General features: G+C 72.8%; 21 protein-coding genes and 1 pseudogene. 16 read left to right on the forward strand and 6 right to left on the reverse strand.

Features of this window, described 5'->3' with window-relative positions; translation table 11 throughout:
• Positions 1-8: 8 nt before the first annotated feature.
• On the reverse strand, positions 9-209 hold the full coding sequence (locus FHS37_RS35400; RefSeq protein ID WP_184828895.1) for a type II toxin-antitoxin system VapB family antitoxin: 201 nt from the start codon (positions 207-209) through the stop codon (positions 9-11).
• A 126-nt stretch (positions 210-335) separates the two neighbouring features.
• On the opposite strand from FHS37_RS35400, the gene FHS37_RS35405 reads away from it, so the two are divergent.
• The 8 genes and pseudogenes from FHS37_RS35405 (at position 336) to FHS37_RS35440 (ending at position 6,795) form a co-directional block, all read left to right on the forward strand.
• A complete protein-coding gene (locus FHS37_RS35405; RefSeq protein WP_184828897.1) occupies positions 336-1,010 on the forward strand; it encodes a UbiX family flavin prenyltransferase in 675 nt (224 codons plus the stop codon).
• Between the two features lie 105 nt (positions 1,011-1,115).
• Positions 1,116-1,574, forward strand: coding sequence for an Lrp/AsnC family transcriptional regulator (locus tag FHS37_RS35410; RefSeq protein WP_184828938.1), 459 nt, complete (start codon positions 1,116-1,118; stop codon positions 1,572-1,574).
• A gap of 48 nt (positions 1,575-1,622) precedes the next feature.
• Positions 1,623-2,786, forward strand: coding sequence for an aminofutalosine synthase MqnE (gene mqnE, locus FHS37_RS35415; protein WP_184828899.1), 1,164 nt, complete (start codon positions 1,623-1,625; stop codon positions 2,784-2,786).
• An 82-nt stretch (positions 2,787-2,868) separates the two neighbouring features.
• A pseudogene (locus tag FHS37_RS35420) lies at positions 2,869-3,334 on the forward strand (uracil-DNA glycosylase family protein).
• Positions 3,335-3,350: 16 nt separating this feature from the next.
• Complete coding sequence (locus FHS37_RS35425) at positions 3,351-3,875, forward strand: GNAT family N-acetyltransferase (RefSeq protein WP_184828902.1); 525 nt, start codon at positions 3,351-3,353, stop codon at positions 3,873-3,875.
• Between the two features lie 97 nt (positions 3,876-3,972).
• The gene (locus FHS37_RS35430) at positions 3,973-4,296 is read left to right on the forward strand and encodes a DUF4229 domain-containing protein (protein WP_184828940.1); all 324 of its coding nucleotides are present in this window, start codon (positions 3,973-3,975) and stop codon (positions 4,294-4,296) included.
• 306 nt (positions 4,297-4,602) lie between these two features.
• Positions 4,603-5,919, forward strand: a complete 1,317-nt coding sequence (locus FHS37_RS35435; RefSeq protein ID WP_184828904.1) for a dicarboxylate/amino acid:cation symporter — start codon at positions 4,603-4,605, stop codon at positions 5,917-5,919.
• Between the two features lie 171 nt (positions 5,920-6,090).
• Positions 6,091-6,795 (forward strand): TetR/AcrR family transcriptional regulator, encoded by a 705-nt coding sequence (locus FHS37_RS35440; protein WP_184828906.1) that lies wholly within the window; start codon positions 6,091-6,093, stop codon positions 6,793-6,795.
• Here the strand turns inward: FHS37_RS35440 and FHS37_RS35445 are convergent.
• On the reverse strand, positions 6,765-7,664 hold the full coding sequence (locus FHS37_RS35445; RefSeq protein ID WP_375372336.1) for a MaoC family dehydratase: 900 nt from the start codon (positions 7,662-7,664) through the stop codon (positions 6,765-6,767). The two genes, FHS37_RS35440 and FHS37_RS35445, sit on opposite strands and share 31 nt — an antisense overlap.
• A gap of 5 nt (positions 7,665-7,669) precedes the next feature.
• Entirely contained in the window at positions 7,670-8,977 is a 1,308-nt protein-coding gene (locus tag FHS37_RS35450) for a 3-oxoacyl-ACP reductase (protein WP_184828910.1), read from the reverse strand.
• A gap of 121 nt (positions 8,978-9,098) precedes the next feature.
• Here FHS37_RS35450 and FHS37_RS35455 point away from each other — a divergent pair, with 121 nt between their 5' ends.
• Entirely contained in the window at positions 9,099-10,385 is a 1,287-nt protein-coding gene (locus FHS37_RS35455) for an acetyl-CoA C-acetyltransferase (RefSeq protein WP_184828912.1), read from the forward strand.
• A 225-nt stretch (positions 10,386-10,610) separates the two neighbouring features.
• Positions 10,611-12,545, forward strand: coding sequence for an AMP-dependent synthetase/ligase (locus FHS37_RS35460; RefSeq protein WP_184828914.1), 1,935 nt, complete (start codon positions 10,611-10,613; stop codon positions 12,543-12,545).
• Between the two features lie 43 nt (positions 12,546-12,588).
• Here the strand turns inward: FHS37_RS35460 and FHS37_RS35465 are convergent, their stop codons facing one another.
• Positions 12,589-13,533, reverse strand: coding sequence for a LysR family transcriptional regulator (locus tag FHS37_RS35465; RefSeq protein ID WP_184828916.1), 945 nt, complete (start codon positions 13,531-13,533; stop codon positions 12,589-12,591).
• A 190-nt stretch (positions 13,534-13,723) separates the two neighbouring features.
• Between FHS37_RS35465 and FHS37_RS35470 the strand changes: the two genes are divergently transcribed.
• Positions 13,724-14,296 (forward strand): DUF6817 domain-containing protein, encoded by a 573-nt coding sequence (locus FHS37_RS35470; protein ID WP_229890099.1) that lies wholly within the window; start codon positions 13,724-13,726, stop codon positions 14,294-14,296.
• Between the two features lie 266 nt (positions 14,297-14,562).
• On the opposite strand, the gene FHS37_RS35475 is transcribed toward FHS37_RS35470, so the two are convergent.
• Positions 14,563-14,766: a cold-shock protein gene (locus FHS37_RS35475; protein ID WP_006133199.1), complete on the reverse strand. Its 204-nt coding sequence runs from the start codon at positions 14,764-14,766 to the stop codon at positions 14,563-14,565.
• A 345-nt stretch (positions 14,767-15,111) separates the two neighbouring features.
• Here FHS37_RS35475 and FHS37_RS35480 point away from each other — a divergent pair, with 345 nt between their 5' ends.
• Both FHS37_RS35480 and FHS37_RS35485 read left to right on the forward strand, forming a co-directional pair.
• On the forward strand, positions 15,112-15,960 hold the full coding sequence (locus FHS37_RS35480; protein ID WP_184828918.1) for a menaquinone biosynthetic enzyme MqnA/MqnD family protein: 849 nt from the start codon (positions 15,112-15,114) through the stop codon (positions 15,958-15,960).
• Positions 15,961-16,031: 71 nt separating this feature from the next.
• Positions 16,032-17,756: a serine/threonine-protein kinase gene (locus FHS37_RS35485; protein ID WP_184828920.1), complete on the forward strand. Its 1,725-nt coding sequence runs from the start codon at positions 16,032-16,034 to the stop codon at positions 17,754-17,756.
• A gap of 581 nt (positions 17,757-18,337) precedes the next feature.
• Here the strand turns inward: FHS37_RS35485 and FHS37_RS35490 are convergent.
• Positions 18,338-23,020 (reverse strand): FtsK/SpoIIIE domain-containing protein, encoded by a 4,683-nt coding sequence (locus tag FHS37_RS35490; protein WP_184828922.1) that lies wholly within the window; start codon positions 23,018-23,020, stop codon positions 18,338-18,340.
• A 331-nt stretch (positions 23,021-23,351) separates the two neighbouring features.
• Here FHS37_RS35490 and FHS37_RS35495 point away from each other — a divergent pair, with 331 nt between their 5' ends.
• The 3 genes from FHS37_RS35495 to FHS37_RS35505 all read left to right on the forward strand — a co-directional run.
• Positions 23,352-23,651 carry a WXG100 family type VII secretion target gene (locus tag FHS37_RS35495; RefSeq protein WP_159535155.1) on the forward strand — a complete coding sequence of 100 codons (300 nt, stop codon included), beginning with the start codon at positions 23,352-23,354 and terminating at the stop codon, positions 23,649-23,651.
• 94 nt (positions 23,652-23,745) lie between these two features.
• Entirely contained in the window at positions 23,746-24,060 is a 315-nt protein-coding gene (locus FHS37_RS35500) for a hypothetical protein (RefSeq protein ID WP_184828924.1), read from the forward strand.
• A 137-nt stretch (positions 24,061-24,197) separates the two neighbouring features.
• Positions 24,198-24,448 (forward strand): hypothetical protein (locus FHS37_RS35505; protein ID WP_184828926.1); only part of this gene is annotated, 251 nt, incomplete at its 3' end.

Consider the following 24,448-nt stretch of genomic DNA (forward strand, 5'->3'; position numbering starts at 1 on the left):
GCCGGGGCTCAGCCCTGCGGCTCCTGCGGCTTGGCGTCGACCTCGCGCAGGCCCTGGTCCCTGAGCTCGGTGCGGGCCTCCGTGCGGTGGCCCCGGGCGATGTAGTCCCGCACGACCAGCTCGATCGCGTCCTGGGGCGAGCCGACCCCCGCCAGGACCATCACCTCCACCACGAGTTCGGCGTCGAGACTGATGCTGACCTTGGCCACCGTGCCCCCCTCATCGCGTCGCAGCCGCACTCTAGCCGCTCGGGGGGCCGGGGGCTCGCCGTGGACCCGAAGGCCTTCGACCGGTCCTGAGCGCGGACGCCTGCCGCCCGCCGGTAGGCTCGAGTTGTGAACGCAGGAGAATCAGGGCGCAAGCCTTGGATCGTGGGGGTGTCCGGGGCGTCCGGGACGCCCTACGCAGCCGCTGTGCTGCGCGCGCTTCTGGCGGCGGGGGAGAGCGTCGACCTCGTCGTCAGCCGGGCCTCGCGGCTCACCCTGCTCGACGAGACCGGCATCTCCTACCGGGACGCCCACTGGCGGGACGACCTGCGCCGATGGCTGTCCCTCGGCGCGGACGGCAAGCCGGGCACCTTCGCCGTGGACCTCGACGGCGTACGGCACTGGGCCGCCGGTGACCTCGCGGCCGGGCCGTCCTCGGGGTCGTACCCGAGCAAGGGCATGCTGATCGTGCCCGCCTCCACGGCCTGCGTGGCCGGGGTGGCGCTCGGGCTGTCCAAGGACCTGCTGCAGCGGACGGCGAGCGTGACCCTGAAGGAGGGGCGCAAGCTGGTCGTGGCCGTACGGGAGACCCCGCTGAACGGCCAGACCCTGCGGCACCTGGTCGCCCTCGACGACGCGGGCGCGGCCGTGGTGCCCGCCTCACCGGCCTTCTACGCGGGCGCGACGCACATCCAGGACCTGGTGGACTTCGTCGCCGGACGCGTCCTCGACGCGGCGGGCGTCGAGCACCGCCTCTACCGCCGTTGGGAGGGCGAGCTCGGCGGCGGCTCCCGCACCGACTGAGACCCCGGTACCGACCGAGACACCGGTACCGACCGAGACCCCGGCACGGCAACGCACCACCTCTTCAGGAACTTTCATCCCTCTTCAGTGGAAGGCTTCGATTCGATGGACGCGGTGGACAGGCAGCTCATCCAGGCCCTGAGGGAGAACGGCCGGGCCTCCTACGCGGAGCTGGGGCGCCTCGTCGGCCTGTCGGGACCCAGCGTCACCGACCGCATCAACCGGCTGGAGGCGGCCGGTGTCATCACCGGTTACCGGGCCACCGTGGACTCCGCCTCGCTCGGCCTCGGCGTGACCGCACTGATCGGCATCTCGCTCTCGGACGCCGCCGACCACGAGGACGTGGCGCAGCGGCTGAAGGACCTGAGGGAGATCGAGGACTGCTGGTTCATCGCCGGCGACGACTCCTTCATGATCAAGGTACGGGCGACCGACGTGGACGGTCTGGAGCGGATCATCCGCCGGCTGTCCGGCACCAAGGGCGTCTCCCGGACCCGTACCACCATCGTGCTCTCCACGAAGTGGGAGAACCGCGTCGGTGAGCTGCCCGAAGAGGTCCACTAGCCGGGGCGTACGGTGGACGGAGTCTGCCTGAAGGAAAGAGGTATCGGCATGGACGTCGGGCTCAAGCGCGAGCTGGAGGAGAAGGTCAGGGCGGGTGTCCGCCTGACCCGTGAGGACGGCGTCGCGCTGTACGAGTCGGACGACCTGGCCTGGCTGGGCGGGCTGGCGCACGAGGTGCGGACGCGGCTGAACGGCGACGTCGTGCACTTCAACGTCAACCGCCACCTCAACATGACGAACGTGTGCACCGCCTCCTGCGCGTACTGCTCCTTCCAGCGCAAGCCGGGGGAGAAGGACGCGTACACGATGCGCATCGAGGAGGCGGTGAAGCTCGCCAAGGAGATGGAGTCGGAGAACCTGACCGAGCTGCACATCGTCAACGGGCTCCACCCCAACCTGCCGTGGCGCTACTACCCGCGGTCCCTGCGCGAGCTGAAGGCCGCCCTGCCGGACGTCTCGCTGAAGGCGTTCACCGCCACCGAGATCCACCACTTCGAGACGATCTCCGGGCTGTCCGCCTCGGAGATCCTCGACGAGCTGATCGACGCCGGTCTGGAGTCCCTCACCGGCGGCGGCGCGGAGATCTTCGACTGGGAGGTGCGGCAGCACATCGTCGACCACCGCACCCACTGGGAGGACTGGTCGCGCATCCACCGGCTGGCGCACGAGAAGGGGCTGAAGACCCCGTGCACCATGCTCTACGGCCACATCGAGGAGCCCCGCCACCGCGTGGACCACGTGCTGCGGCTGCGTGAGCTGCAGGACGAGACCGGCGGCTTCCAGGTCTTCATCCCGCTGCGCTACCAGCACGACTTCGTGGACGTGAAGGACGGCAAGGTCCGCAACCGCCTCCAGGCCCGGACCCAGATGGCCACCGGCGCGGAGGCGCTGAAGACCTTCGCCGTCTCCCGGCTGCTGTTCGACAACGTCCCGCACGTCAAGGTCTTCTGGGTGATGCACGGCGTGCAGACCGCGCAGCTGGCGCTGCAGCACGGCGCGGACGACATGGACGGCTCGGTGGTCGAGTACAAGATCACGCACGACGCGGACAACTACGGCACCCCGAACAAGCTCACCCGCGAGGACCTCCTCGACCTGATCCGCGACGCCGGCTTCCGCCCGGTGGAGCGCAACACGCGGTACGAGGTCATCCGGGAGTACGACGGCCCCGACCCGGCGCGCCGCGAGTCGCCGCAGCCGATGCGCGTGTGAGGGGGTTCCGCCCCTCGGTGCCCCCGGCAGCCGTGAGCCCGCGGACGACCTCCCCGAGGACCGCCGCGCCGCGGAGCCCCTCGTGCCCGCGCGGGGCGGTCTGCCCGCCCTGCGCGGGGCCGCCGCCGGCTGCCGGGGCTGCCCGCTGCACCGGGACGCCACCCGGACCGTCTTCGGCGCCGGGTCCGCCGACGCCCGCGTGATGCCCGTCGGTGAGCGGCCCGGCGACCAGGAGGACCGGCGGGGCAGGCCGTTCGCCGGGCCCGCCGGCTCGCCGCCGAGCCGGAGCTGACCGTGGTGCTGGGAGCGACCGCGGGGAAGGCGCTGCCCGGCCCGTCGTTCCGGGTCACGCAGGTGCGCGGCACGGTGCTGGAGGAGGAGGTCCACGGCCGTCCCGAGCGGCTGGCCCCCACCGTGCGCCCTCCCCCTGGCCCTCGGCTCCGCTCGAGCCGGGGACACCCCCAGCGGTGCTGCGGGCGGACGACCGGGAGGCGGCGTACCGAGGGCCGGTCGCGGACCTGGAAATCGCGGCGCAAGCCCTTGGGTAATGGCTACGATCGCCACATGCCCCTTACTTTCACGCTTGACCCCGCCATCACCCCCGAGCTCCGCGACGGCATCCTCGACCTCTGGACCGACGTCACCAACGCGGGCGGGGCGGTCGGCTTCGTGCCGCCGGTGACGCGGGACGAGATCCGCCCCGGGCTGGTGCGGCAGTTCGCGTCCATGGTGGAGGAGCGCTCCCGTCTGCTCGTCGGGCACGACGAGGAGGGCCGGGTGGCCGCGACGGCGTTCCTCACCTCCAACGGCCACCCCCTGATGACCCACTGGATCTGGCTCTACACGGTGATGGTCCACCCCCGCCACCAGGGCAAGGGCCACGGCCGCGACCTGCTGGCCGCCGCCGAGCGGGCCGCCCGCACCCTCGACGGCGTCGAGGCGATACGGCTCGCCTGCCGCGGCGGACTCGGCCTGGAGCGCTTCTACGCGTCCTGCGGTTACAAGGAGGTCGGCCGGGTCCCGGGCGCGATCCGCGTGGCTCCCGGCGACGACCGGGACGACGTGATCATGCTGCTGCCGCTGACCTGAGGTCCGCACCCCGCTGAAAGATCCCCTACCGGTCGTGCTTCACTGGACAGCGTCCCTTTGGGACGTTTCTGACCGTACGCAGGGAAGAGTGGATGAGATGCTCCGCTACACGCTGATGCGCCTCGGGATCTTCGTGGGCTGCCTCGTGGTCGTCTGGGGCCTCGTCTACTCCGGCCTCGCCCCGCGCGGCCTCGGTGACTCCAACGGCCTGTGGATCGTCCTGCTCGCTCTGGTGGTCTCGGCCCCGATCAGCTTCGTCGTGCTCCGCAAGGAGCGGGACCGGGCCTCCGAGCGGATCGTGCGGCGGATGGACCGGGCCAAGGCGAACCTGGAGGCCAACCGCAACCAGGAGGACGACGCCGACGACGCCGCCCGCGCGCAGGGCCGGACGCAGGCCCAGGCCCAGGGCCAGGCCTCGTAAGCTTCGTCACACCGCGCAGCAGCCGTACAGCGCCCCGGTTTCCGAAACCCCCGGAAACCGGGGCGCTTTGTGTTGTACGGGTACTCTTCACCCTGCGCCTCTGAAAGCGAGGCTTTGGGTATCCCAAAGTTCAGGTGTTACGGTTTTCCGGTGAAGTCAGCAGCCGTGTTCCCCACACCCCGGAGTGTTCCGCTCGTGGCGCGCCTGCACGTGGACCTCTGCCGGGTCGTCTCCGCGGGCTGTCGTCCCTGACGCCTCCGCGCCCGAGCACCACGTCACCTTCCCCCGCGTCCCCTTCATCGGAGCATGTCCGTGTCCACGAACACGAAGCCCTCGCTGTCCTTCCGGGCACCCTTCTGGGCCCAGATACTCGCCGGTCTCGTCCTCGGCGTCCTGCTCGGCTGGCTCGCCCGCAGTCAGGACGTCTCCTGGCTGGTCACCACCCTCGAGAAGGTCGGCGGGACCTTCATCGGCCTGCTGAAGCTCGCCGTCGCCCCGCTCGTCTTCTTCGCGATCCTGGTCTCCATCACCAACCTGCGGAAGGTCAACAACGCGGCCCGCCTGGCCTCGCGGACCCTCCTCTGGTTCATGATCACCTCGCTGGTCGCGGTGGCCATCGGCCTCACCATCGGCCTGGTCACCAACCCCGGCGCGGGCACCGGCCTCACCCCGGCCGACGGGGCCGAGCCGGAGAAGACCGGCTCCTGGATCGACTTCCTCACCGGCATCGTGCCGACCGACGTGATCACGCCGTTCACCGAGCTGAACGTGCTGCAGATCGTCTTCATGGCCGCCGTCGCCGGCATCGCCGCCCTCCAGCTCGGCGAGAAGGCCCAGCCGATCCTCACCCTGAGCGAGTCCGTCCTCGAACTCCTCCAGAAGGCCCTGTGGTGGGTCATCCGCCTGGCCCCGCTCGGCACCGTCGGCCTCATCGGCAACGCGATCGCCACCTACGGCTGGGACCTGATCGGCAAGTACGCCACCTTCACCGCCGACATCTACGTCGGCTGCCTGATCGTCCTCTTCGGCGTCTACCCGGCGCTGCTGGCGACCGTCGCCAAGGTCAACCCGGTGCAGTTCTTCAAGGGCGCCTGGCCCGCGATCCAGCTGGCCTTCGTCTCCCGCTCCTCCGTCGGCACCATGCCGCTGACCCAGAAGGTCACCGAGCGCCTGGGCGTGCCCAAGGAGTACGCGTCCTTCGCCGTCCCGTTCGGCGCGACCACCAAGATGGACGGCTGCGCCGCGATCTACCCCGCGATCGCCGCGATCTTCGTCGCCCAGATCTTCGACATCCAGCTCGGCGTCGGCGACTACCTGCTGATCGCGTTCGTCTCGGTGGTCGGCTCCGCCGCCACGGCCGGCCTCACCGGCGCGACGGTCATGCTGACCCTCACCCTCTCCACGCTCGGCCTGCCCATGGAGGGCGTCGGCCTGCTGCTCGCGATCGACCCGGTCCTGGACATGATCCGCACCGCCACCAACGTCGCCGGACAAGCCCTGGTGCCGGTCGTCGTCTCCGCCCGCGAGGGCCTGCTGGACCGCGACGCCTACGACACGGTCCAGGCCTCCCCGGTCGACGACACCCCGGCCGACGAGCCCCGGCGGGTCCCCGCGGCGGCCTGACCGCCCCGCGGCCCCCCGACGTCCGCCCGCGGCAGCCCGACGCACGGCTGCCGCGGGCGGACGCGCGTCCACGGGGCCGGTCCGCGGCCGACGGGCGCGTCCGCCCCGCGGGTGTCCGATGAGCGTCGCCGCCGGGCGGGGGGACGGCCGCGGGCCCGTACGCTAATCCGCATGGGTGCCGTGAAGACCAAGCGGATGCCGCGTGCGGTCCGCGAACAGCAGATGCTGGACGCCGCCGTGCGGACCTTCGGCCAGCGGGGGTACATGGCCGCGTCGATGGACGAGATCGCCGAACTGGCGGGTGTGTCCAAGCCGTTGGTCTACCTGTATCTGAACTCCAAGGAAGACCTGTTCACCGCCTGCATCCGCCGGGAGGCGAAGGCCCTCACCGAGGCGGTGCGCGCCGGCGTCCGCCCGGGCCTGCCCGCTGACCGCCAGCTCTGGTCCGGCCTGACGGCGTTCTTCACGCACACCGCGCTCCACCCCGACGGCTGGTCCGTGCTGCACCTCCAGGCCCGCACGCACGGCGAGGTCTTCGCCGCCGAGGTCGCCGCGATGCGCGCGGAGATCGTGGCGTTCGTGACCCAGCTCATCCTCGCCGCCGCCCGCGAGGCGCACCGCGACCCCGACCTCCCCGAGCGCGAGGTCGCCGGGCTCGCGGAGGCCCTGGTCGGCGCCGCCGAGTCGCTCGCCGACTGGGCCAACGCCACCCCCGGCGTCACGGCCCGGCAGTCCGCGGCCACGCTGATGAACTTTGCCTGGGCGGGACTGGGCGACCTGATGGCGGGTCGCCGCTGGTCACCGCCGGAGGAGGACGACTCCCCGGAGGCCGGGACCGGCACGGCTCACGCCGGACGCACGTCCCCCGTCAGGTGAACCCGGTCACCGGCCCCCCGTAGCTCGAAGCGCCCGTCCCGCGCCGCGTACGTCACCGTCCCCGGCAGCAGGACCGGCGCCTGGAAGTCCGCCCGCACCACCGCCGCGTCCGGGACCCCGTGCGCGGCGAGGCAGCGGGCCACCGTCCACATGCCGTGCGCGATGGCCCGGGGGAAGCCGAAGAGGCGCGCGGTGAGCGGGTGCAGGTGGATCGGGTTGCGGTCGCCGGAGGCGGCGCCGTACCGGCGCCCGAGGTCCCCGGCCAGCCGCCACTCGTCCACGGCGGGCAGCGGCTCGTACGGCTCGCGCTCCTCCCGCGCCGGGTGGTGCGCGGCGTCCTGCCCGGAGGTCCGGTGCCGGGCCAGGTACGTGCTCCGCGACTCCCACACGACCTCCTCGCCGTCCCGCACCTCGGTGACCACGGCGGCCTCGGTGCCGCGCCGGTGCGGCGCCAGGTCCTCGACGCGCACCGACAGGTCGTACGCGCCCGTGACCGGCAGCGGCCGGTGGCGGGTGATCCCGATCGACGTGTGGACCAGTCCGAGCAGCGGCAGCGGGAAGTCCCGGCCGCTCATCAGCCGCATGGCCAGGGGGAAGCCCAGCACGTGCGGATACGTCGGCGGCAGCGTGTCCGCCCCGGCCGGGAAGCCGCACACCCTCGCGTACGCGGCCGACCGCGCGGGGTCGGCCCGCAGCCCGGGCAGCACCAGCCGGGTGCGGGGGAAGGGCGCGTCGGGGCGGGGCCGCCTGAAGGGGGACAGCAGGGCGCCCCGGGCGAGCAGCGGGGCCAGGGCGGGGGGTGCGGTGAGCACGACGGGGGGTGCGGGGGGCGTCGAGGGTGCCGGACGTGCGGGGTCCGCGGATGCCACGGTGCTCACGCTCCCAGCAGGCTCTGGCCGCAGACCCGCACCACCTGGCCGTTCACCGCGGCCGAGGCCGGGTGGGCGAGCCAGGCGGTGGTCTCGGCGACGTCGGCCGGCAGACCGCCCTGCGCGAGGGAGTTCATCCGGCGGCCCGCCTCCCGGATGAACAGCGGGACGGCGGCCGTCATCCGCGTCTCGATGAACCCGGGCGCGACCGCGTTCACCGTCACCCCGTGCTCGGCGAGCGCGCGCGGCGCGAGGGACCGGACCAGGCCGACGACGCCCGCCTTGCTCGCCCCGTAGTTGGTCTGCCCGGCGTTGCCGGCGATGCCCGCGATGGAGGCCGTGGCGACGATCCGGCCGCCCCGCCGCAGCGTCCCGGCGCGGAGCAGCGCGTCGGTCGTGCGCAGCACGCTCGCCAGGTTCACCTCCAGCACCTGGGTCCACCGCTCGGCGGGCATGTTGACCAGTCGCCGGTCACGGGTGACGCCCGCGTTGTGGACGAGCACGTCGAGGCCGTCGGGGAGGGCGTCGGCGATCCGGGCGCCCGCGTCGGCGGCGGTGACGTCGAGCGGGAGCGCGAGGCCGCCGAGCCGTTCGGCGACGCGTCGTGCGTCCTGCTCGGCCTGCGGCACGTCGAGGACGACCACCTTGGCGCCGTCCCGGGCCAGCGTCTCGGCGACCGCCTCCCCGATGCCGCGCGCGGCGCCGGTGACCAGGGCGGTGCGGCCGGCCAGCGGGTGGTCCCGGTCGTGGGGGGCGGCGGGCCCGGGTGCGCCGACCTCGATCACCTGGCCGCTGACGTAGGCGGACCTGGGGGAGAGGAGGAAGCGGAGGGTGGACTCGGCGGCGGCGGCGTCGGTGAGGCGGACCAGGTTCACGGTCCTGCCCCGGCCGATCTCCTTGCCGAGGGAGCGGGTGAAGCCCTCCAGCGCCTGCTGGGCGGCGGCCTGGTGGTGGTCGGCGGCGTCGAGCGGGGCGCCCAGCACCACGACCCGGCCGCTCGCGGTGACCGACCGCACGACGGGGTGCAGGGCCGCGTGCACCCCCGCGAGCCCTTCGACGTCCCGGATCCCACTGGCGTCCAGGACGACGGCGGCCGGCCGCCCCGAGACGTCGTCCGTGCCCAGTCCGGTGCGGGCGAGGACGGGGGCGAGGTCGAGGTCGGACTCGCCCGCGGTGAGGTGGAGCAGACCGCCCTCCAGGTGCGGCCGCTCGGGCGACCAGCGCCGCAGCGGCGCGGGCTGGGGGAGCCCCAGGCGACGGGTCAGGAAGCGGCCGGGCGCGGTGCCGGTGAAGCTCAGGTAGCGGTCGGCCATGAAGGACTCCCAGCGGGTGCGAAGGGCTGGCTCTGGACTCACTGCGGTGCTTACCCCACCGCTTACTCTGGAGTAAGGTTACCGAAGGTAAGACTATGTCACCGGTGAGGAGCAGGTCGAGATGAGCCCCCTGAAGCCGGCCGCCGTGCGGCGCGTCGCGGTCGTCGGCGGCAGCCGCGTGCCGTTCGCCCGCTCCGACGGCCCGTACGCCACCGCCTCCAACCAGGAGATGCTCACCGCCGCCCTGGACGGCCTCGTCGAGCGCTACGGACTCCAGGAGCCGGGCGCGGTGGGCGAGTTCGTCGCCGGCGCGGTCCTCAAGCACAGCCGCGACTTCAACCTCGCCCGGGAGACGGTCCTCGGCTCGCGCCTGGACGCCCGCACCCCCGCGTACGACATCCAGCAGGCCTGCGGCACCGGTCTCCAGGCCGTCGTCGCCGCCGCCAACAAGATCGCCCTCGGCCAGACGGAGGCCGCGGTCGCGGGCGGCGCCGACACCGCGAGCGACGCGCCCCTCGGCGTCAACGACGACCTGCGCAAGGTGCTGCTGGAGGCACGGCGCGCGAAGTCCCTCGGCGCCCGCCTCAAGGCCCTCGCGAAGGTGCGCCCGGGCCACCTCGTCCCCGACGTCCCGCGCAACGCCGAGCCGCGCACCCACCTCTCCATGGGCGAGCACGCCGCGGTCACCGCCCGCGCCTGGGGCATCACCCGCGAGGCCCAGGACGAACTCGCGGCGACCAGTCACCGGCGGCTGGCGTCGGCGTACGAACGCGGCTTCTTCCAGGACCTGGTGGTGCCCTTCCGCGGCCTGGCCCGTGACCAGAACCTGCGCCCGGGCTCGACGGTGGAGAAACTCGCCGCGCTGAAGCCGGTGTTCGGTCTCGACCACCCGAACCCGACGATGACCGCGGGCAATTCGACCCCGCTCACGGACGGCGCCGCGGTGGTGCTGCTGGCGAGCGAGGAGTGGGCCGAGGCACGGGGCCTGACGCCCCTGGCCTACCTGACCGCGTACGAGACGGCCGCCGTGGACTTCGTGCACGGCGACGTGGCGGGCGGCGAGGACGGCCTGCTGATGGCCCCGGCGTACGCGGTCCCGCGCATGCTGGAGCGCGCCGGACTGGGCCTGGAGGACTTCGACCTGATCGAGGTCCACGAGGCGTTCGCCTCCCAGGTGCTGGCCACGCTGGCGGCCTGGGAGAAGCGGGGGCTGGCGCCCGTCGACCGCGCCCGCCTGAACGCGGCGGGCTCCTCCCTGGCGACCGGCCACCCCTTCGCCGCCACCGGCGCCCGCATCGTGGCGACCCTGGCGAAACTCCTCGCCGAACGGGACGCCCCCGCCCGGGGACTGATCTCGATCTGCGCGGCGGGCGGACAGGGCGTGACGGCGATCCTCGAACGCGCGTGAACGACGCGGGGGTTACGTGAGTGACCCTCACGTAACCCCCGACACTGCACACGCCCGGCCCCGGACCTTCCTCGTACCCGCACGAACCCCTCACGCCAGGGCCGTACGATCCCGAGACCGACCCGCGGTAACCCCTTTCCCCGGTACCGCCGGTGAGCGCCTCGGCGTGCGAGGCCCGTACGCCGTGGCAGCAAGCAGTTCCCCTGCACGCCCCAGGAGTCGCCCGTGTCCACTGCGCATTCCTCCGCCGCGTACGCGTCCTCCCTCGACGACGACGTCTACGGGGCACCCGTCCTGGTCGAGCCCGAGATCCGACGGCTGGACGGAGTCGTGCGGGAAGTGTCCGTACCGCCGTTCGCCAAGCCGGTGCGGCACGGATCGCTCGCCGACCTGCCGTTCGACAACGCGGGCGCGGCCCCGGACGCGGTGGTGCTCGGCCGGAAGACGGCGGACGGCGGCTGGCGGGACGTGACGGCCGCCGAGTTCGCCGCGGAGGTCACGGCCGTGGCGAAGGGACTGATCGCCGAGGGCCTGACACCGGGCGACCGGATCGCCGTCATGGCCCGCACGATCTACGAGTGGACGGTCCTCGACTTCGCCGCGTGGGCCGCCGGACTGGTCACCGTGCCCGTCTACCCCACCTCCTCCGTCTTCCAGGTCCGCTGGATCCTGCAGGACTCGGGCGCGGTCGCCCTGATCACGGAGACCGCCGCGCAGGCCGCCGCCCTCGGCCCCGAGTTCCCCCACCTGCCCGACCTGCGGCACGTGTGGATCGTCGAGAAGGACCACGTCGAGCGGCTCGCCGAGGCCGGCGCGCACGTCCCGGACCAGGAGGTGGACGTGCGCCGCGGCGTCCTGGGCCCCGACACCCTCGCCACCCTCGTCTACACCTCGGGCACGACGGGCCGCCCCAAGGGCTGCGCCCTCACCCACGGCAACTTCTTCGCCGAGGTGGACAACGCCGTCGAGCTGCTCTACCCCGTCTTCAAGGCACAGACCGGCGAAGAGGCCTCCGTCCTCCTCTTCCTGCCCCTGTCCCACGTCTTCGGCCGCATGGTCGCCGTCGCCTGCGTCCGCGCCCGGGTGCGCCTCGGCCACGCGCCGAGCCTGAAGCCGGAGGACCTGCTGCCGGACCTGGCGAGCTTCCGGCCCACCTGTCTGCTGACCATCCCCTACATGCTGGAGAAGGTCTTCAACGCCGCCCGCGCCAAGGCGGAGGCGGGCGGACGGGCGTCCACCTTCGACCGCGCGGCGGCGGTGGCCCGCCGGTACGGCGAGGCGGTGGAGGCCCGTCGGACCGGCACGGGCCCCGGCCCCTCCCGCTCCCTGAAAGCGGCCCGCGCCCTCTACGACCCCCTGGTCTACCGCCGCCTCCGCAACGCCATGGGCGGCAGGGTCCGCTACGCCGTCTGCGGCGGCTCCCCGCTCGGCCGCCGCCTCGCCGCGTTCTACGCCGGCGCCGGCATCGAGGTCTTCGAGGGCTACGGCCTGACGGAGACGACCGGTGCCACGACGGTGACGCCCCCGCTCAAGCCCCGCCTGGGCACGGTGGGCTGGCCCCTTCCCGGCACGCGGATCCGCATCGCGGCGGACGGCGAGATCCTGGTCGCGGGCGAGCACGTGCTCCGCGGCTACTGGGACTCCCGGGCGGGCGGGGTCGTCCCCGCGGCCCCCGACGGCTGGCTCCCCACGGGCGACCTCGGCGAGCTGGACGACGAGGGCTACCTGACGATCACGGGCCGCAAGAAGGAGCTGATCATCACCGCCGGCGGCAAGAGCATCGCCCCGGCCCCGCTGGAGAACTGGCTCCGCTCCCACCCCCTGATCTCCCAGGTCATGGTGGTCGGCGAGAACCGCCCCTACGTCTCCGCCCTGATCACCCTGGACCCCGACGGCATCACCCACTGGCGCCGGATGAACGGCAGGCACCCGGTCCCGCCGGAGCTCATCGCCGACGACGAGGAGCTGCACGCCGTCCTCCAGCGCGCGATCGACGAGGCCAACAGGACCCTCTCCCGCCCGGAGTCGATCCGCCGCTTCAAGGTCCTCCCCGTGGACTTCACGGAGGAGGCGGGCCACCTGACCCCGTCGATGAAGCTGCGGCGCGAGGCGATCGTGCGGGACTTCGCGGGGGAGGTGGAGGAGCTGTACGGGGGGTAGGCGGCCGGTGTCCTCCGGTGGCCGGGAAGCGGGCGGCCCGCGCTCACCCGTCGCCCGCGTGCTCGTCCACGCACTCGCCGGCCGGCCGGCCCTGGGCCCTCCGGCGGCAGCTGTCCGCCACCGTGTCCGCGAAAGCCCGCGCCAGCGGGGTCAGCGCGTCCCAGCGGCGGACCGCCCAGCCGACCGACAGGGGCCGCAGCGCGCGGATCGGGACCAGGCGCAGGGGGCCCTCCCCGCCGGGGACGGCGTGGCCCGGCAGTGCGGGCACCACCGCCCGCCCCAGCCCCAGCTCGGCCAGCAGCAGCGCGGTGTCCCAGTCGGCCACGCTGGTGTCGAAGGTGAGGCGGACCCCGGACTCGGCGCAGGCGGCGGCCAGGTGGGCGGCGGAGGTCGAGTTGGGCGGCAGGCGTATCAGGCGCAGGCCCTGCAGCTCGCCCGGGTCGAGGGAGGGGCGCGCGGCCAGCGGGTCGTCGGACCGCATCGCGAGGACCCACGGCAGGTCCGTCACCGCCCGCTGCTCGATGCCCCGCACGGGCGCGCCGAGGGTGACCCACGCCAGGTCCAGCTCGCTGTCGGCCAGCGCGTCGAAGCAGCCCCGGCTGGAGCTCTCCGTGCGGAACTCCAGACTGACGTCGGGGTGGCGCTGCCGGAAGGCGACGATCGCACCCGACATGAAGTGCCGCACGGTCGTCGCGCCCGTGGCGATCCGCACCGAACCGTTCTCGCCGTCGACGAGCTCCCGCAGCCGGCGCAGCGCCGCGTCCAGGCCGGTGAGGCCCTCGGAGGCGGCGGCCTCCAGCAGACGGCCGGCCCGCGTCGGGACGACCCCGCGCGGCTGCCGTTCCAGCAGGCTGACCCCCGTCTCCCGCTCCAGCCGCTTCACGTGCTGGCTCACCGCCGACTGCGTGCACGCCAGGTCGCGGGCGACCGCGCTCAGACTGCCGGCCCGGCACACGGCCACGAAGACACGCAGGTCGTCCAGAGTCACAACACCCAAGCTATCACTTGGGTTTGAGGACGGATCCCAAGGATTGACCGGAGGGGCGGCCCTCCGCGACGATCGTCGCAGGGCCCGGGCGGCAACCCGCTCCCGGCTCCCGCCGAGGTCCGGACCAGGGGCGGGAGGGGCGAGCGGGTGCCGACCCACCGCGTCCGGCCGCTGTCGAAGGGATCCGCCCGTGAGGGCCGTGGACATCGGTGGCACCGGCGACGCCGGCGTCGATCGGGCCCGTGCCCTGCTGGAGCGGTGCGGCGCCGCGACCGTCGTCCACCCCGGCGGCACCCTGCTCGCCCACCTCGACCGCGTACGGACCCTGCTCGCGAGCTGGCAGGCCCGTCCCGCCCTCCAGCTCGCCGGGCTCTGCCACGCCTCCTACGGGACCGACGGTTTCCCCGGAGCGCTGCTGTCCCTCGACCGCCGCCGCGAACTCACCGCCGCGATCGGCCCCGAGGCCGAGGCGATCGTCCACGCGTACGCGAGCTGCGACCGCGCGGCCACCTACCCGGCGCTCACCGTCCCGGACTCCCCCTTCCACGACCGCTTCACCGGCCGTCCGTACCACCCGGAGGCCCGGACGCGCCGGGACTTCGCCGAGCTCACGGCCGCCAACGAACTCGACCTGGCCCGCATCGACCCGGCCTTCCGCGAGCGGTGGGGAGCGGACCTGCGGGCCCTCTTCGCCCGCCTCGGCCCGCTGCTGAGCCCGGCCGCCCGACGGGAGTGCCACGCCGTACTGGGGGGAGAGGGGTGAGAGGGGGCCGGAGGCGCACGTGTCTCGGACCCGTGCATTCCGGATACCGGAACACATCACGGTGCGCGCCGAACACCGAGTGGAGCACGACGCGGAATTCTCGCTGATCACGCAGCACGTACGAGAGGAATTCGCCGGAAATTCACCGCGGAGCCGCGGAGCCGCGGAGCCGTGCCGCGAGGAATCGGAAAGGGCAGGAGCCCCGTCGCCTGGCGGCGCGGGGCTCCTTGGGTACTGCTAGTCGTTCCCGGATCGGAGGATACGGGTCAGGCCGGGGTGACGTTCTCCGCCTGCGGGCCCTTCGGGCCCTGCGTGACGTCGAAGGTGACCTGCTGGTTCTCCTCGAGGGACCGGAAGCCGGTCGCGTTGATCGCGGAGTAGTGGACGAAGACGTCGGGGCCGCCGCCTTCCTGGGCGATGAAACCAAAGCCCTTTTCGGCGTTGAACCACTTCACGGTTCCGGTAGCCATAAGCCCTCCTTGGGCCCAAAGGGTTGCCCTGCTCCAGAACCAGCAAGAGTGAAGACGAGTTCCGCACAATCGCTTATGTCTGAGAACGACGAGAGCCCGCGGTCACATGCTCCGCAGGCTCTGTACTGCAAGGGAAACCAAACTGCAACTTGCGACGAGCCTAGCACGCGGGGGACCGAATGCAATAGAGGCCAAGATCACTTCACCCGAATGTTTGAACGCCCCACCCGTCACGGTCCTCCGGTCGAACAGAAGATCGAACGCGGAGACGGGTGCGGGATCGGACACCGGAGTGAACGCGGGGGCGGACGTCCCCGCGTCCCGAACGAGGGCTAGCCTCGCGATGTGGACAATCCTCGCACCCGGCCGCGCGTCGGCCACATCCAGTTCCTGAACTGCCTGCCCCTGTACTGGGGGCTTGCGAGAACGGGCACGCTCCTCGACTTCGAGCTGACCAAGGACACCCCGGAGAAGCTCAGCGAGAAGCTCGTGCAGGGAGAACTCGACATCGGGCCGATCACCCTCGTCGAGTTCCTCAAGCACGCGGACCAGCTCGTCGCCTTCCCCGACATCGCCGTCGGCTGCGACGGCCCGGTCATGTCCTGCGTGATCGTCTCGCAGGTCCCGCTGGACCGGCTGGACGGCGCCCGCGTCGCCCTCGGCTCGACCTCGCGCACCTCCGTACGCCTCGCCCAGCTCCTCCTCGCCGAGCGGTACGGCGTCCGGCCGGACTACTACACCTGCCCGCCCGACCTGAGCCTGATGATGCAGGAGGCCGAGGCGGCCGTCCTCATCGGGGACGCGGCCCTGCGCGCGAACATGCTCGACGCGCCGCGCTACGGCCTCGACGTGCACGACCTGGGCGCGCTGTGGAAGGAGTGGACGGGCCTGCCGTTCGTGTTCGCGGTGTGGGCGGCGCGCCGCGACTACCTGGAGCGCGAGCCGGTCATCACCCGAAAGGTGCACGAGGCCTTCCTCGCCTCCCGCAACCTCTCCCTCGAGGAGGTCGGCAAGGTCGCCGAGCAGGCGGCCCGCTGGGAGGCGTTCGACGAGGCGACCCTGGCCCAGTACTTCACCACCCTCGACTTCAGCTTCGGGTCCCCGCAGCTGGAGGCGGTCGCGGAGTTCGCCCGCCGGGTCGGACCGACGACGGGGTTCGCGGCGGACGTGACGGTGGACCTGCTGCGCCCCTGAGGACGGCGGTCCCGCCCACTACCCTGCTGGAAGGTTCCGGCATACGGGCGTGACGGGGAGGGGTGGACGCCATGCGGCCGCTCGAAGTGGACGAGCCCACGGTCGTGGGGCCCTACCGGCTGCTCGGCCGACTCGGCTCGGGCGGCATGGGCCGGGTCTACCTGGGCCGCAGCGCCGGCGGCCGCACCGTCGCGGTCAAGATCGTGCACCCGCACTTCGCGCTGGACGAGGAGTTCCGGGCCCGCTTCCGCCGCGAGGTCGACGCCGCGCGCCGGGTGGGCGGCGCCTGGACGGCCCCCGTCCTGGACGCCGACCCCGACGCCCGGATCCCCTGGGTCGCCACCGCCTACGCGGCCGGCCCGTCCCTGGCGGCGGCCGTCACGGACACCGGCCCGCTGCCCGGTCCCACCGTACGGGCGCTGGGCGCGGGCCTGGCCGAGGCGCTGGCGGCGGTGCACGAGCTGGGCCTGGTGCACCGGGACGTGAAGCCGTCGAACGTCCTCCTCACCCTCGACGGCCCGCTGCTCATCGACTTCGGCATCGCGCGCGCCACGGACGGCACGGCGTCCCTGACGTCGACGGGCGTGTCGGTCGGCTCCCCCGGCTACATGTCCCCCGAACAGATCCTCGGCAAGGGCGTCACGGGCGCGGCGGACGTCTTCTCCCTGGGCGCGGTGCTGGCGTACGCGGCGACGGGCCGGCCGCCGTTCCCCGGCGACTCCTCGGCGGCGCTGCTGTACAAGGTCGTCCACGAGCCCCCGGAACTGGACGACCTGGACGGCGAGGTGCGCGAGCTGGCGGAGGCGTGCCTGGACAAGGACCCGGCCGCGCGCCCGTCCCCGGCCGAGGTGTCCCGACGGCTCGCCCCCGAGGGCGCGGCCCGGGCGGTGGCGGGCGGGTGGCTGCCGGGAGCGCTGGTGGAGCAGGTGAGCCGGGCAGCGGTGCAGTTGCTGAACCTGGAGACCGGGGCGGGAGCGGGAAGCGGGCCGGGGCCCGGGTCCGGGCCGGTGGACTTCAGCAGCCCGTCGGTCGGGGAGGCCCCGACGTCCGGGCCGGCGACCGGGGGGTTCGGCCCGCCGCCGGTGATGCCGGAGAGAGCGGGGAGGCCGGCGGGAGCGGAGAGAGCGGAGCCCGAGGCGGCGGGCGCCGCCGCCGTGCCCGGACCGCCCGGCGCGGGGCGCCCCGCGCCCGGGGCCCCGCACCCGCCGACCCAGCCCGCGGCCCGCCGTCCCGGAAAGCTGACCGTCTCCGCCACGGCCGCCTCCGCCGCGGAGCACGGCGGCCGCGGCAGACGGGTGAGCTGCACGGTGGCCCTCGCGGTCGCCGGAGCGCTGGCCGCGGCGACCGTCGGCTCGGTGTTCGTGTTCGACCTGCTGCCGGGCGGATCCTCCGGCGGCCCGTCCGGTTCCGACGGCGGCGCCCGGTCCGAGGCACCGGCCGCCGCGGTCCCCGCCGCGTACCTCGGCACCTGGGAGGGCCAGGCCACCTCCCGCGACGGCATCGCCATCCCCCTGGGCACGTTCCGCGTGACGATCAAGCAGGGGGAGGCGGGCGAACAGGTCGGCACGCTCCGGCACACCGACATCTTCGGGGGCGTCTGCGACGACGTCCTCACCCTGAAGCAGATCACGGAGAAGCAGCTCGTCACGAGCTCCGTCGGCGCGAAGTCCAACCGCGACGTGTGCAACCAGGCCGAGCACACGGTCCGCCTCACCCCGGTCGGCGACGACCTCGTCTACGAGTCGGACAGCAAGGCGTCGGGACGGCCGGAGGCACGGCTGTCGAAGATCGAGTAGCGGCGGGCCCCGGCGCGTCGGCGGGCCCCGCGGCCCCCTCGGGGCGTGCCGGACGGTCCTTGACCACGTACTTGGTGAGCAGGGTGAGCAGGAGCGCGCCCAGGGCGACCATGCCCACGAGACCCGCGACCCACAGGTACGGGTACTGCTCGTGCACCCAGCAGGGGCCGCCCTCGGCGTAGCAGTCGCCGTCCCAGCCCGAGCGGCGCTTCGGCCGCCAGGTGGCGAGGACCGCCCCGGTGACCAGGTAGCAGGCGGTCAGGCCGGGCAGCGAGGCGGGTCAGCGGCGCCCCCCGGGCGGCGAAGGCCAACGGCCCGAGAGCGCCGACGACGGCGGCGAAGACGTACGGCCCGCCGGGCCGTCCGGGGGCCAGGTCGCCCCAGACGTCCGGCCCCGGTACAGGTCGAAGAGGACCAACGGCAGGATCAGGACGAGGAAGGCGGGGATCACCGGACAGCCGGACAGCCCCGGTCCCCGAGACCGGTCTTCTCGCGCGGGGACGACGCCCTGCCCGGCCGGCGCTCGTACCGCAGGGACGGTCCGGCCGCCCTCCGCCGCCCCGGTCCCGCCGATCCGCCGCTCACCCCGGCACCACGACCGTCCGCAGCTCACCGTCCCCGAGGTGCAGCATGCCCTTGCCCGGGACGACCTGGCCGCCGACCATGCTGCGGGACAGCCGCAGGCCGATGAGGTCCCCGCTGGAGGACTCCTGCGGGGAGAGCAGGATGCCGCGGCGGGCCTTCTTCGCGTCGACCTGCCAGCCGGAGAAGCCGCTGCACACGTCCTCCTCGTCACCGGCGATGACGAGCGCGAGACCGCGTTCGGCGCCCCGGGAGACGAGCTTCTTCAACTGGCTCTCGGCGTCGCAGTCCTCGAGGATCTCGCCGTCGTCGACGAGCACGGCGATCGGCGCCTCGGTCGACGCCCCGTCGATCAGCTCCTCGAAGTCGTCCTCGTCGATGTCGTCACCGGTGAAGACCTTCAGCACGCCCTCCGCGCCGTCGAGCCGGCGCAGCGGCGACTGCCGGGGAGCGGCGATGACCAGCCGGGTGCCGTGCGCGAGGAAGGACTGGGCGAAGTTCATCAGCACGGTGGAGCGCCCCGACTTGGCCGGTCCCGCGATGACGAACGCCGGTACCCCCTCGGCGAGATCCGGTCCAAAGCCGACGATCTCGTCGCCGCCGATGCCGGCCAGCGCCCACAGCCTGGACCGGGACGCCTCCGGGTCGCGCAGCTCCCACGCCTCCGGGAAGGAGATGCGGCTGGGCAGGCTGTCGACGCGGAACGGCCGCCGGGCGCGCGGCACTCCGGCGTCGCGGGCGGCCGCCGCCTCGCCGATCGCGGCCAGCGCGGCCGCCTGTCCCTGGCCGGTGGTGTCCTCGGAGAGCAGCGCGAACTGCGTCTCCGTACCGGCCTCGTTGCGGAAGGCACGGCCCGGCGGGATCTCCTCCGGCACCTTGCGGGCCGGGATGCCGAGCGAGGAGAAGTCGCTGCGGTCGGCCAGGCGCAGCCCGTACTTGTCCTCGGTGAGGGTCGCGATCCGGCCGACGAGCAGGGTGCGGTCACCGGTGAGGACGAGGTGGATGCCGACGCTGGCGCCCTCGCGCATCATCGTCTGCAGCTCGTCGGTGAGCGAACCGTGGTCGATCTCGCCGAGCGTGGGCACCCAGCCCTCCCAGCGGTCCAGCAGCACCACGATGTGCGGCAGCCGCTCGTCCTCGGCGACCGCGGCCCGCTGCTCGCCGATGTCCGCGAAACCCTTGTCGGCCAACAGGTCCTGGCGGCGCGACAGTTCGCCCTTGAGCCGGTTGACGAGCCGGATCACCCGCTCGGTCTGGTTGCGGCCGACGACCGCGCCGCAGTGCGGCAGCCGGGTCAGCGCGTTCAGGGCGCCGTTGCCGCAGTCGATGCCGTACAGGTGCACGTCGGCGACGGAGTGGGTGCGGGCCAGCGACCCCGCGATGGTGCGCAGCACCTGGGAGCGGCCGCTGCGCGGGGCACCGCCGATCATCAGGTGGCCGAAGGTCGCGAAGTCCACGACGACCGGGCGGCGCGCCTGGTCGGCCGGCAGGTCCTCGACGCCGTACGGGGCGGGCGGCAGCCTGCCCGGCGCGAGCGCGACGGCCGGCACCTCGACGTCGTCGAGCAGCAGCGTCTCGTCCAGCGCGGGCAGCCACGGGCTGTGCTGGGCGGGGATGCCGAGCGAGTCGTTGGCGTCGCGCACGGCGTCCACGAGCACCTTCAGGTCGGTGATCTCGTCGTCCTCGCGGACCTGGGACTTCGGCTTGGCCAGCGCGGCCCGCCCCAGGTCCTCCCAGGCCAGCGGCCCCACCCAGGGTGCGAGCGCCGCCGGGTCCGCCGCACCGGGCCGCCGGCCGCCGACCCGACCCGACTGGAACGGCACCAGGGAGGCGTGGCCGAGCCGGGCGTAGGCGCGACCCGGGGTGCTCTTCGCGATGTGCCCGGCCTCGGGGGAGTCGATGACGTCCGTCGACTCGCCGGCGTCCGTCACGCGCAGCGCGATGCGGAGGTTGGTGTTGGCGCGGATCTCGGGGGAGACCACACCGCTCGGCCGCTGCGTGGCGAGCAGCAGGTGGATGCCGAGGGAGCGTCCCCGCTGGGCGATGTTCACCAGACCCGTGACGAAGTCGGGCAGGTCGCGCACCATCGACGCGAACTCGTCGATCACGATGAGGAGCCGCGGCACGGGCGCGTGCGAGGGGTCCCGCCGCACCAGGTCCTGGTAGTCCTCGATGTCCTTGGCGTCCGCGGCGGCCAGGATGTGCTCGCGCCGCTTCAGCTCCGCGCCCAGCGACTCCAGGGCCCGCTCCACGAGGTGGGCGTCCAGGTCGGTCACCATGCCGACGGTGTGCGGCAGCTTCACGCAGTCCTTGAACGCGGACCCGCCCTTGTAGTCGACGAGGACGAACGTCATGTTCTCGGGCGTGTTCGCCACGGCGAGCGCGGCGACGATCGTCTGCAGCAGCTCGGACTTGCCGGAACCGGTCGTACCGGCGATGAGTCCGTGCGGCCCGTCCTTGCGGATGTCGATGCCGAACGGCCCGTCGTACGACTCACCGATCACCGCCAGCGTCGACTGCCCGCCCATCCGCCAGCGCGCCGTGATCGCTTCGCTCGTCGGCGGCTCCAGCTGCAGCACGTCGAGCAGCCGGCTGGAGCCGGGCAGCGCCGAGTCCTCGGTCTCCCCGCTGATGTCGCGCAGCGGCGACAGCGAGCGGGCCAGCCGCAGGCACCAGGCCGGCGACACGAAGTCGGGCCGTACGTCCTTCAGGCGCTCCGCGCCCGCCTCCTCGACGCGCAGCCGCAGCCTGTCGGGCACACCGGCGCGACCGGGCTCGGCGGCGGCGCCGGCGTGCCAGGCCTGGAAGGAGGGGAAGCCGCCGCTGACCTGCTGCTGGGGCTGCTCCGGCCGCTGCTCCCGGTCGTCCTCCTCGGCCTTGGGCTCGGCGACGACGAACGCCTGGCACTCACCCGGCAGGAACCGTTCCTCGGCGTCCAGGCACAGGGCGTACATCGACACGGCCGGCCCCTCGCGCAGCAGCCGCACCACACCGGGGAGCGACCGCAGCCGCCGGGAGCCGTCCCAGACGACCACGATGTCCGGGTCGCTGAACGTCGTGCCCTGGGACCGGTTCTCCTCGGCGGCCTTCTTGCGGGCGTCGAGGATCTGCGTGAGCTCGCCGATGCGGGCGCCGACGGTCTCGGCGTCGGTGCCGATCAGGACGTTGACGTCCTGGCCGCCGGACGGCCGGGCGTGCGGCAGCCACCGGATCCAGTCCCACGACTCCCGGGCGGAGTTCTCGCTGAGCACGTAGAACTGCACGTCCATCGGACTGTGCAGGGCCGCCGTCTGCGCGACGGCCCACCGTCCGAGCGCACGCGCGGAGTCGCCGGGTCCGGCCACGCCGATGACACCGAGGGACCGCAGGCGCAGCGCGACGGGAGCGTCCTCGATCTTCCAGGTCACCTGGCGGCGGTGGTCGTCCTGCTCGGGATCGTCCAGCACCACCTCGGAGGGCAGCCGCCCCGTGCCGAACCGGAGGAGCAGATGGTCCCGGTCGGTGCGCCGCCGTTCCCACAGCCGGGTCCGCGGCCCCGTGCCGAGCGACAGCACCGTGGCCGGGTCGGGGATGGCGTGCCGCCGGTCGTTCCGCTCCTGGACCAGCGCCTCCTGGGCGTCCTTCTCGATCCGCTCCTTCTGCTCCTCGTACTCCTTGACCTGTTTGGCGTGGGACTTGCGTCCGTGCTTCTTGTCGCTGAAGTAGTTGGCGAAGAGCAGAACGGGGCTGAGGGCCGCCATGATCAGGTAGTACCAGCGCTGGAAGATCGTCACCATGACGACCGCACCGACGAGCGGCGTCAACGCCATGATCCACGGCAGTGGCCGCGCCTCGTACTCGCGGGGCGCGGAGGGCAGCCGGAAGTTCGTCTGCCGCTCGGGCGGCCGCAGCCGGGGCGGCCGGTTGTAGTCGAGCCCCATCCCGTCGTCGGACCACTTGAGGGCGGCGTTGGGCGGCGTGTAGCGGGTGAGTTCGAGCAGGGTGTTGCCGACCCCGATCTGCCCGCCGAGCGGCCAGTCGCGCGTGCCGGGGGCCTTGCCGCCGGCGTCCTCACCCCTGCCCCCGTCCTTTCGCCTCCCCTTGCTCCTGCGCTTGCGCCTGCCCTTGCCTTTCTCCTTGCCCTTGGCTCTGCCCTCCTCGGTGCCCTCCGGATCCGTGAAGGGGGCACCGTCGAGGGTGACGCCCTCTTCGTCGCAGTGGAGGGCGACCCGGCAGGTCCCGTCGGTGGCGACGGAGAGGGTGAGGGCGCGGGCGTCGACCTCGGGATCGTCGACGCGGAGGGTGGCGGCCGGCCCGCTGCCGATGTCGTACCGCCCGACCCCGAGCCGGTGCACGGTCCCGGCGGCGGGCCCGCCGACGACGCGCAGTTCGACGAGCCCGGTGGGTTCGCCGGGCAGGCACCCGGAGGGGTCCTGGAGCGACACCACGGCCCCGTCGCGCAACGGCGACCCGACGACGGTGGCGGAGGGATCGACGGCGTACCCGTCCACGTACACCGGGGGCGCGTTGCCGGCGGGGGCCTGTCCCTGGTGCCCGATGGGGATGACCTGGGCCCCGCCGTGCCCGACCTGTGCGGCCAGCTCCTGCGCGATGTCCCCGACGGTGGACTCGGGATCGGCGTCGAGCACGACGTCGGCGGTGTCCCCGCCGAACGGATCGACGACGGTCAGAGTCAGGCGCACGCTCGTCCTCCCCAGGCCCTGTGGTCGCTTCCACCCCGCGAGTCACAGCAGTCCCCGCGACGATATCCGCTCGCGGCCGGGCGGCGGCAACGGGGAGGCGGGATGACGTTCCCGATGGCAACGCCGTACACGACTTCGCACCGGCGCCTTCACAAAGCCGGGATGTGACACCACAGTTCACCCCCGTAAGCTGCTGCCGCAAGAGCGGACGATCACACCGGCGGTCCCATACGCCTCCTGTGTCCCAGAAGGCGCGAGGACGGGCCGATCGTTCCGCAAACAAGGGAGCCACGGGGGTTGGCCCTGCGGCGTTGCGAGAGGAAGCGGCTTCATGGCCAAGGACCTTGACATCACATACCAGGACATGCGGGAAGCGGCCAAGCATGTCGTGAAGGAGAAGGAGAAGCTCCAGGAGAAGCTGGACGCCCTCCGCAAGTACATCAACAACCTGGTCAACTCCGGCTACGTCACCAAGAGCTCGTCGAAGGCCTTCGACGAGAACTTCGACGAGTTCACCAACGGCGCGAAGACCACGCTGGACGGCCTGGACGGCATGGGCGACTACCTGACCATGGCCGCCGACAAGTTCGAGCAGATCGACGACGAGCTGGCGAAGGCCGCCCGCAAGTAAATCGGCCGCTGGACGGAGTTCTCCACCACGGTGGGGCGAGCACGGCTGCTCGCCCCACCGGTTCGTACCGTGACACCACTCAGCGGGGGATGGGATGTCGGACCAGACCGCCGATATCGGACGCATCAAGGAAAGTTCCAGGTCTCTGTCCAGGATTCATCGAGAGTTCTCCAAGAACGCCAACCCTGCCGACGGGTTGGGCGTAGCCGTCTTGGGCGACCAGGGACTGGTCGACGACTTCGGTGACAACTGGAAGATTCATCGCGAGCGTCTGACGGACGAGCTGGAGAAACTATCGTCGCTGCTATCCACAGCGGCGAAGACCTATGAGGAAATCGATCACGCCCTTGCCGAGGCCCTGCGGGGTACGGACAAGAAGAAGCCTGGTTCCGGGGGAGACGCCAAGTGACCCGCCCGCGCGCCGAGGAATGGGTGGTGCTCGGTGAGCAGTCGGACCCGGTTCCGGGGGACCTGGGATAAGACACCGTTTCATTTGGCTGTTGCGAGTGCTGCATGTCTGTCAGTGCGGTGTGAGAGCCTCCAGGCATGAGCTACGACCTGGCCGTCTGGGAAGGCGAGCGGCCGGCGGATGACAAGACCGCCAGCCGGGTCTTCAACGACCTGTACGACCGCTATCTCAATGGCGAGGACGAGGAATCTCCGTCCGAACGCATCGCGGCCTACGTCGGAGCCCTCTTGGAACGGTGGTGTGACATCACCGAGGATGTGGAGGAAACGTCCCCTTGGGCTGCGGGACCGTTGATCGGTGAAGCCAGGGGCCCAGTCATCTACTTCGC

The sequence above is a fragment of the Streptomyces griseomycini genome (assembly GCF_014203535.1).
GTDB classification, from domain to species: domain Bacteria; phylum Actinomycetota; class Actinomycetes; order Streptomycetales; family Streptomycetaceae; genus Streptomyces; species Streptomyces griseomycini.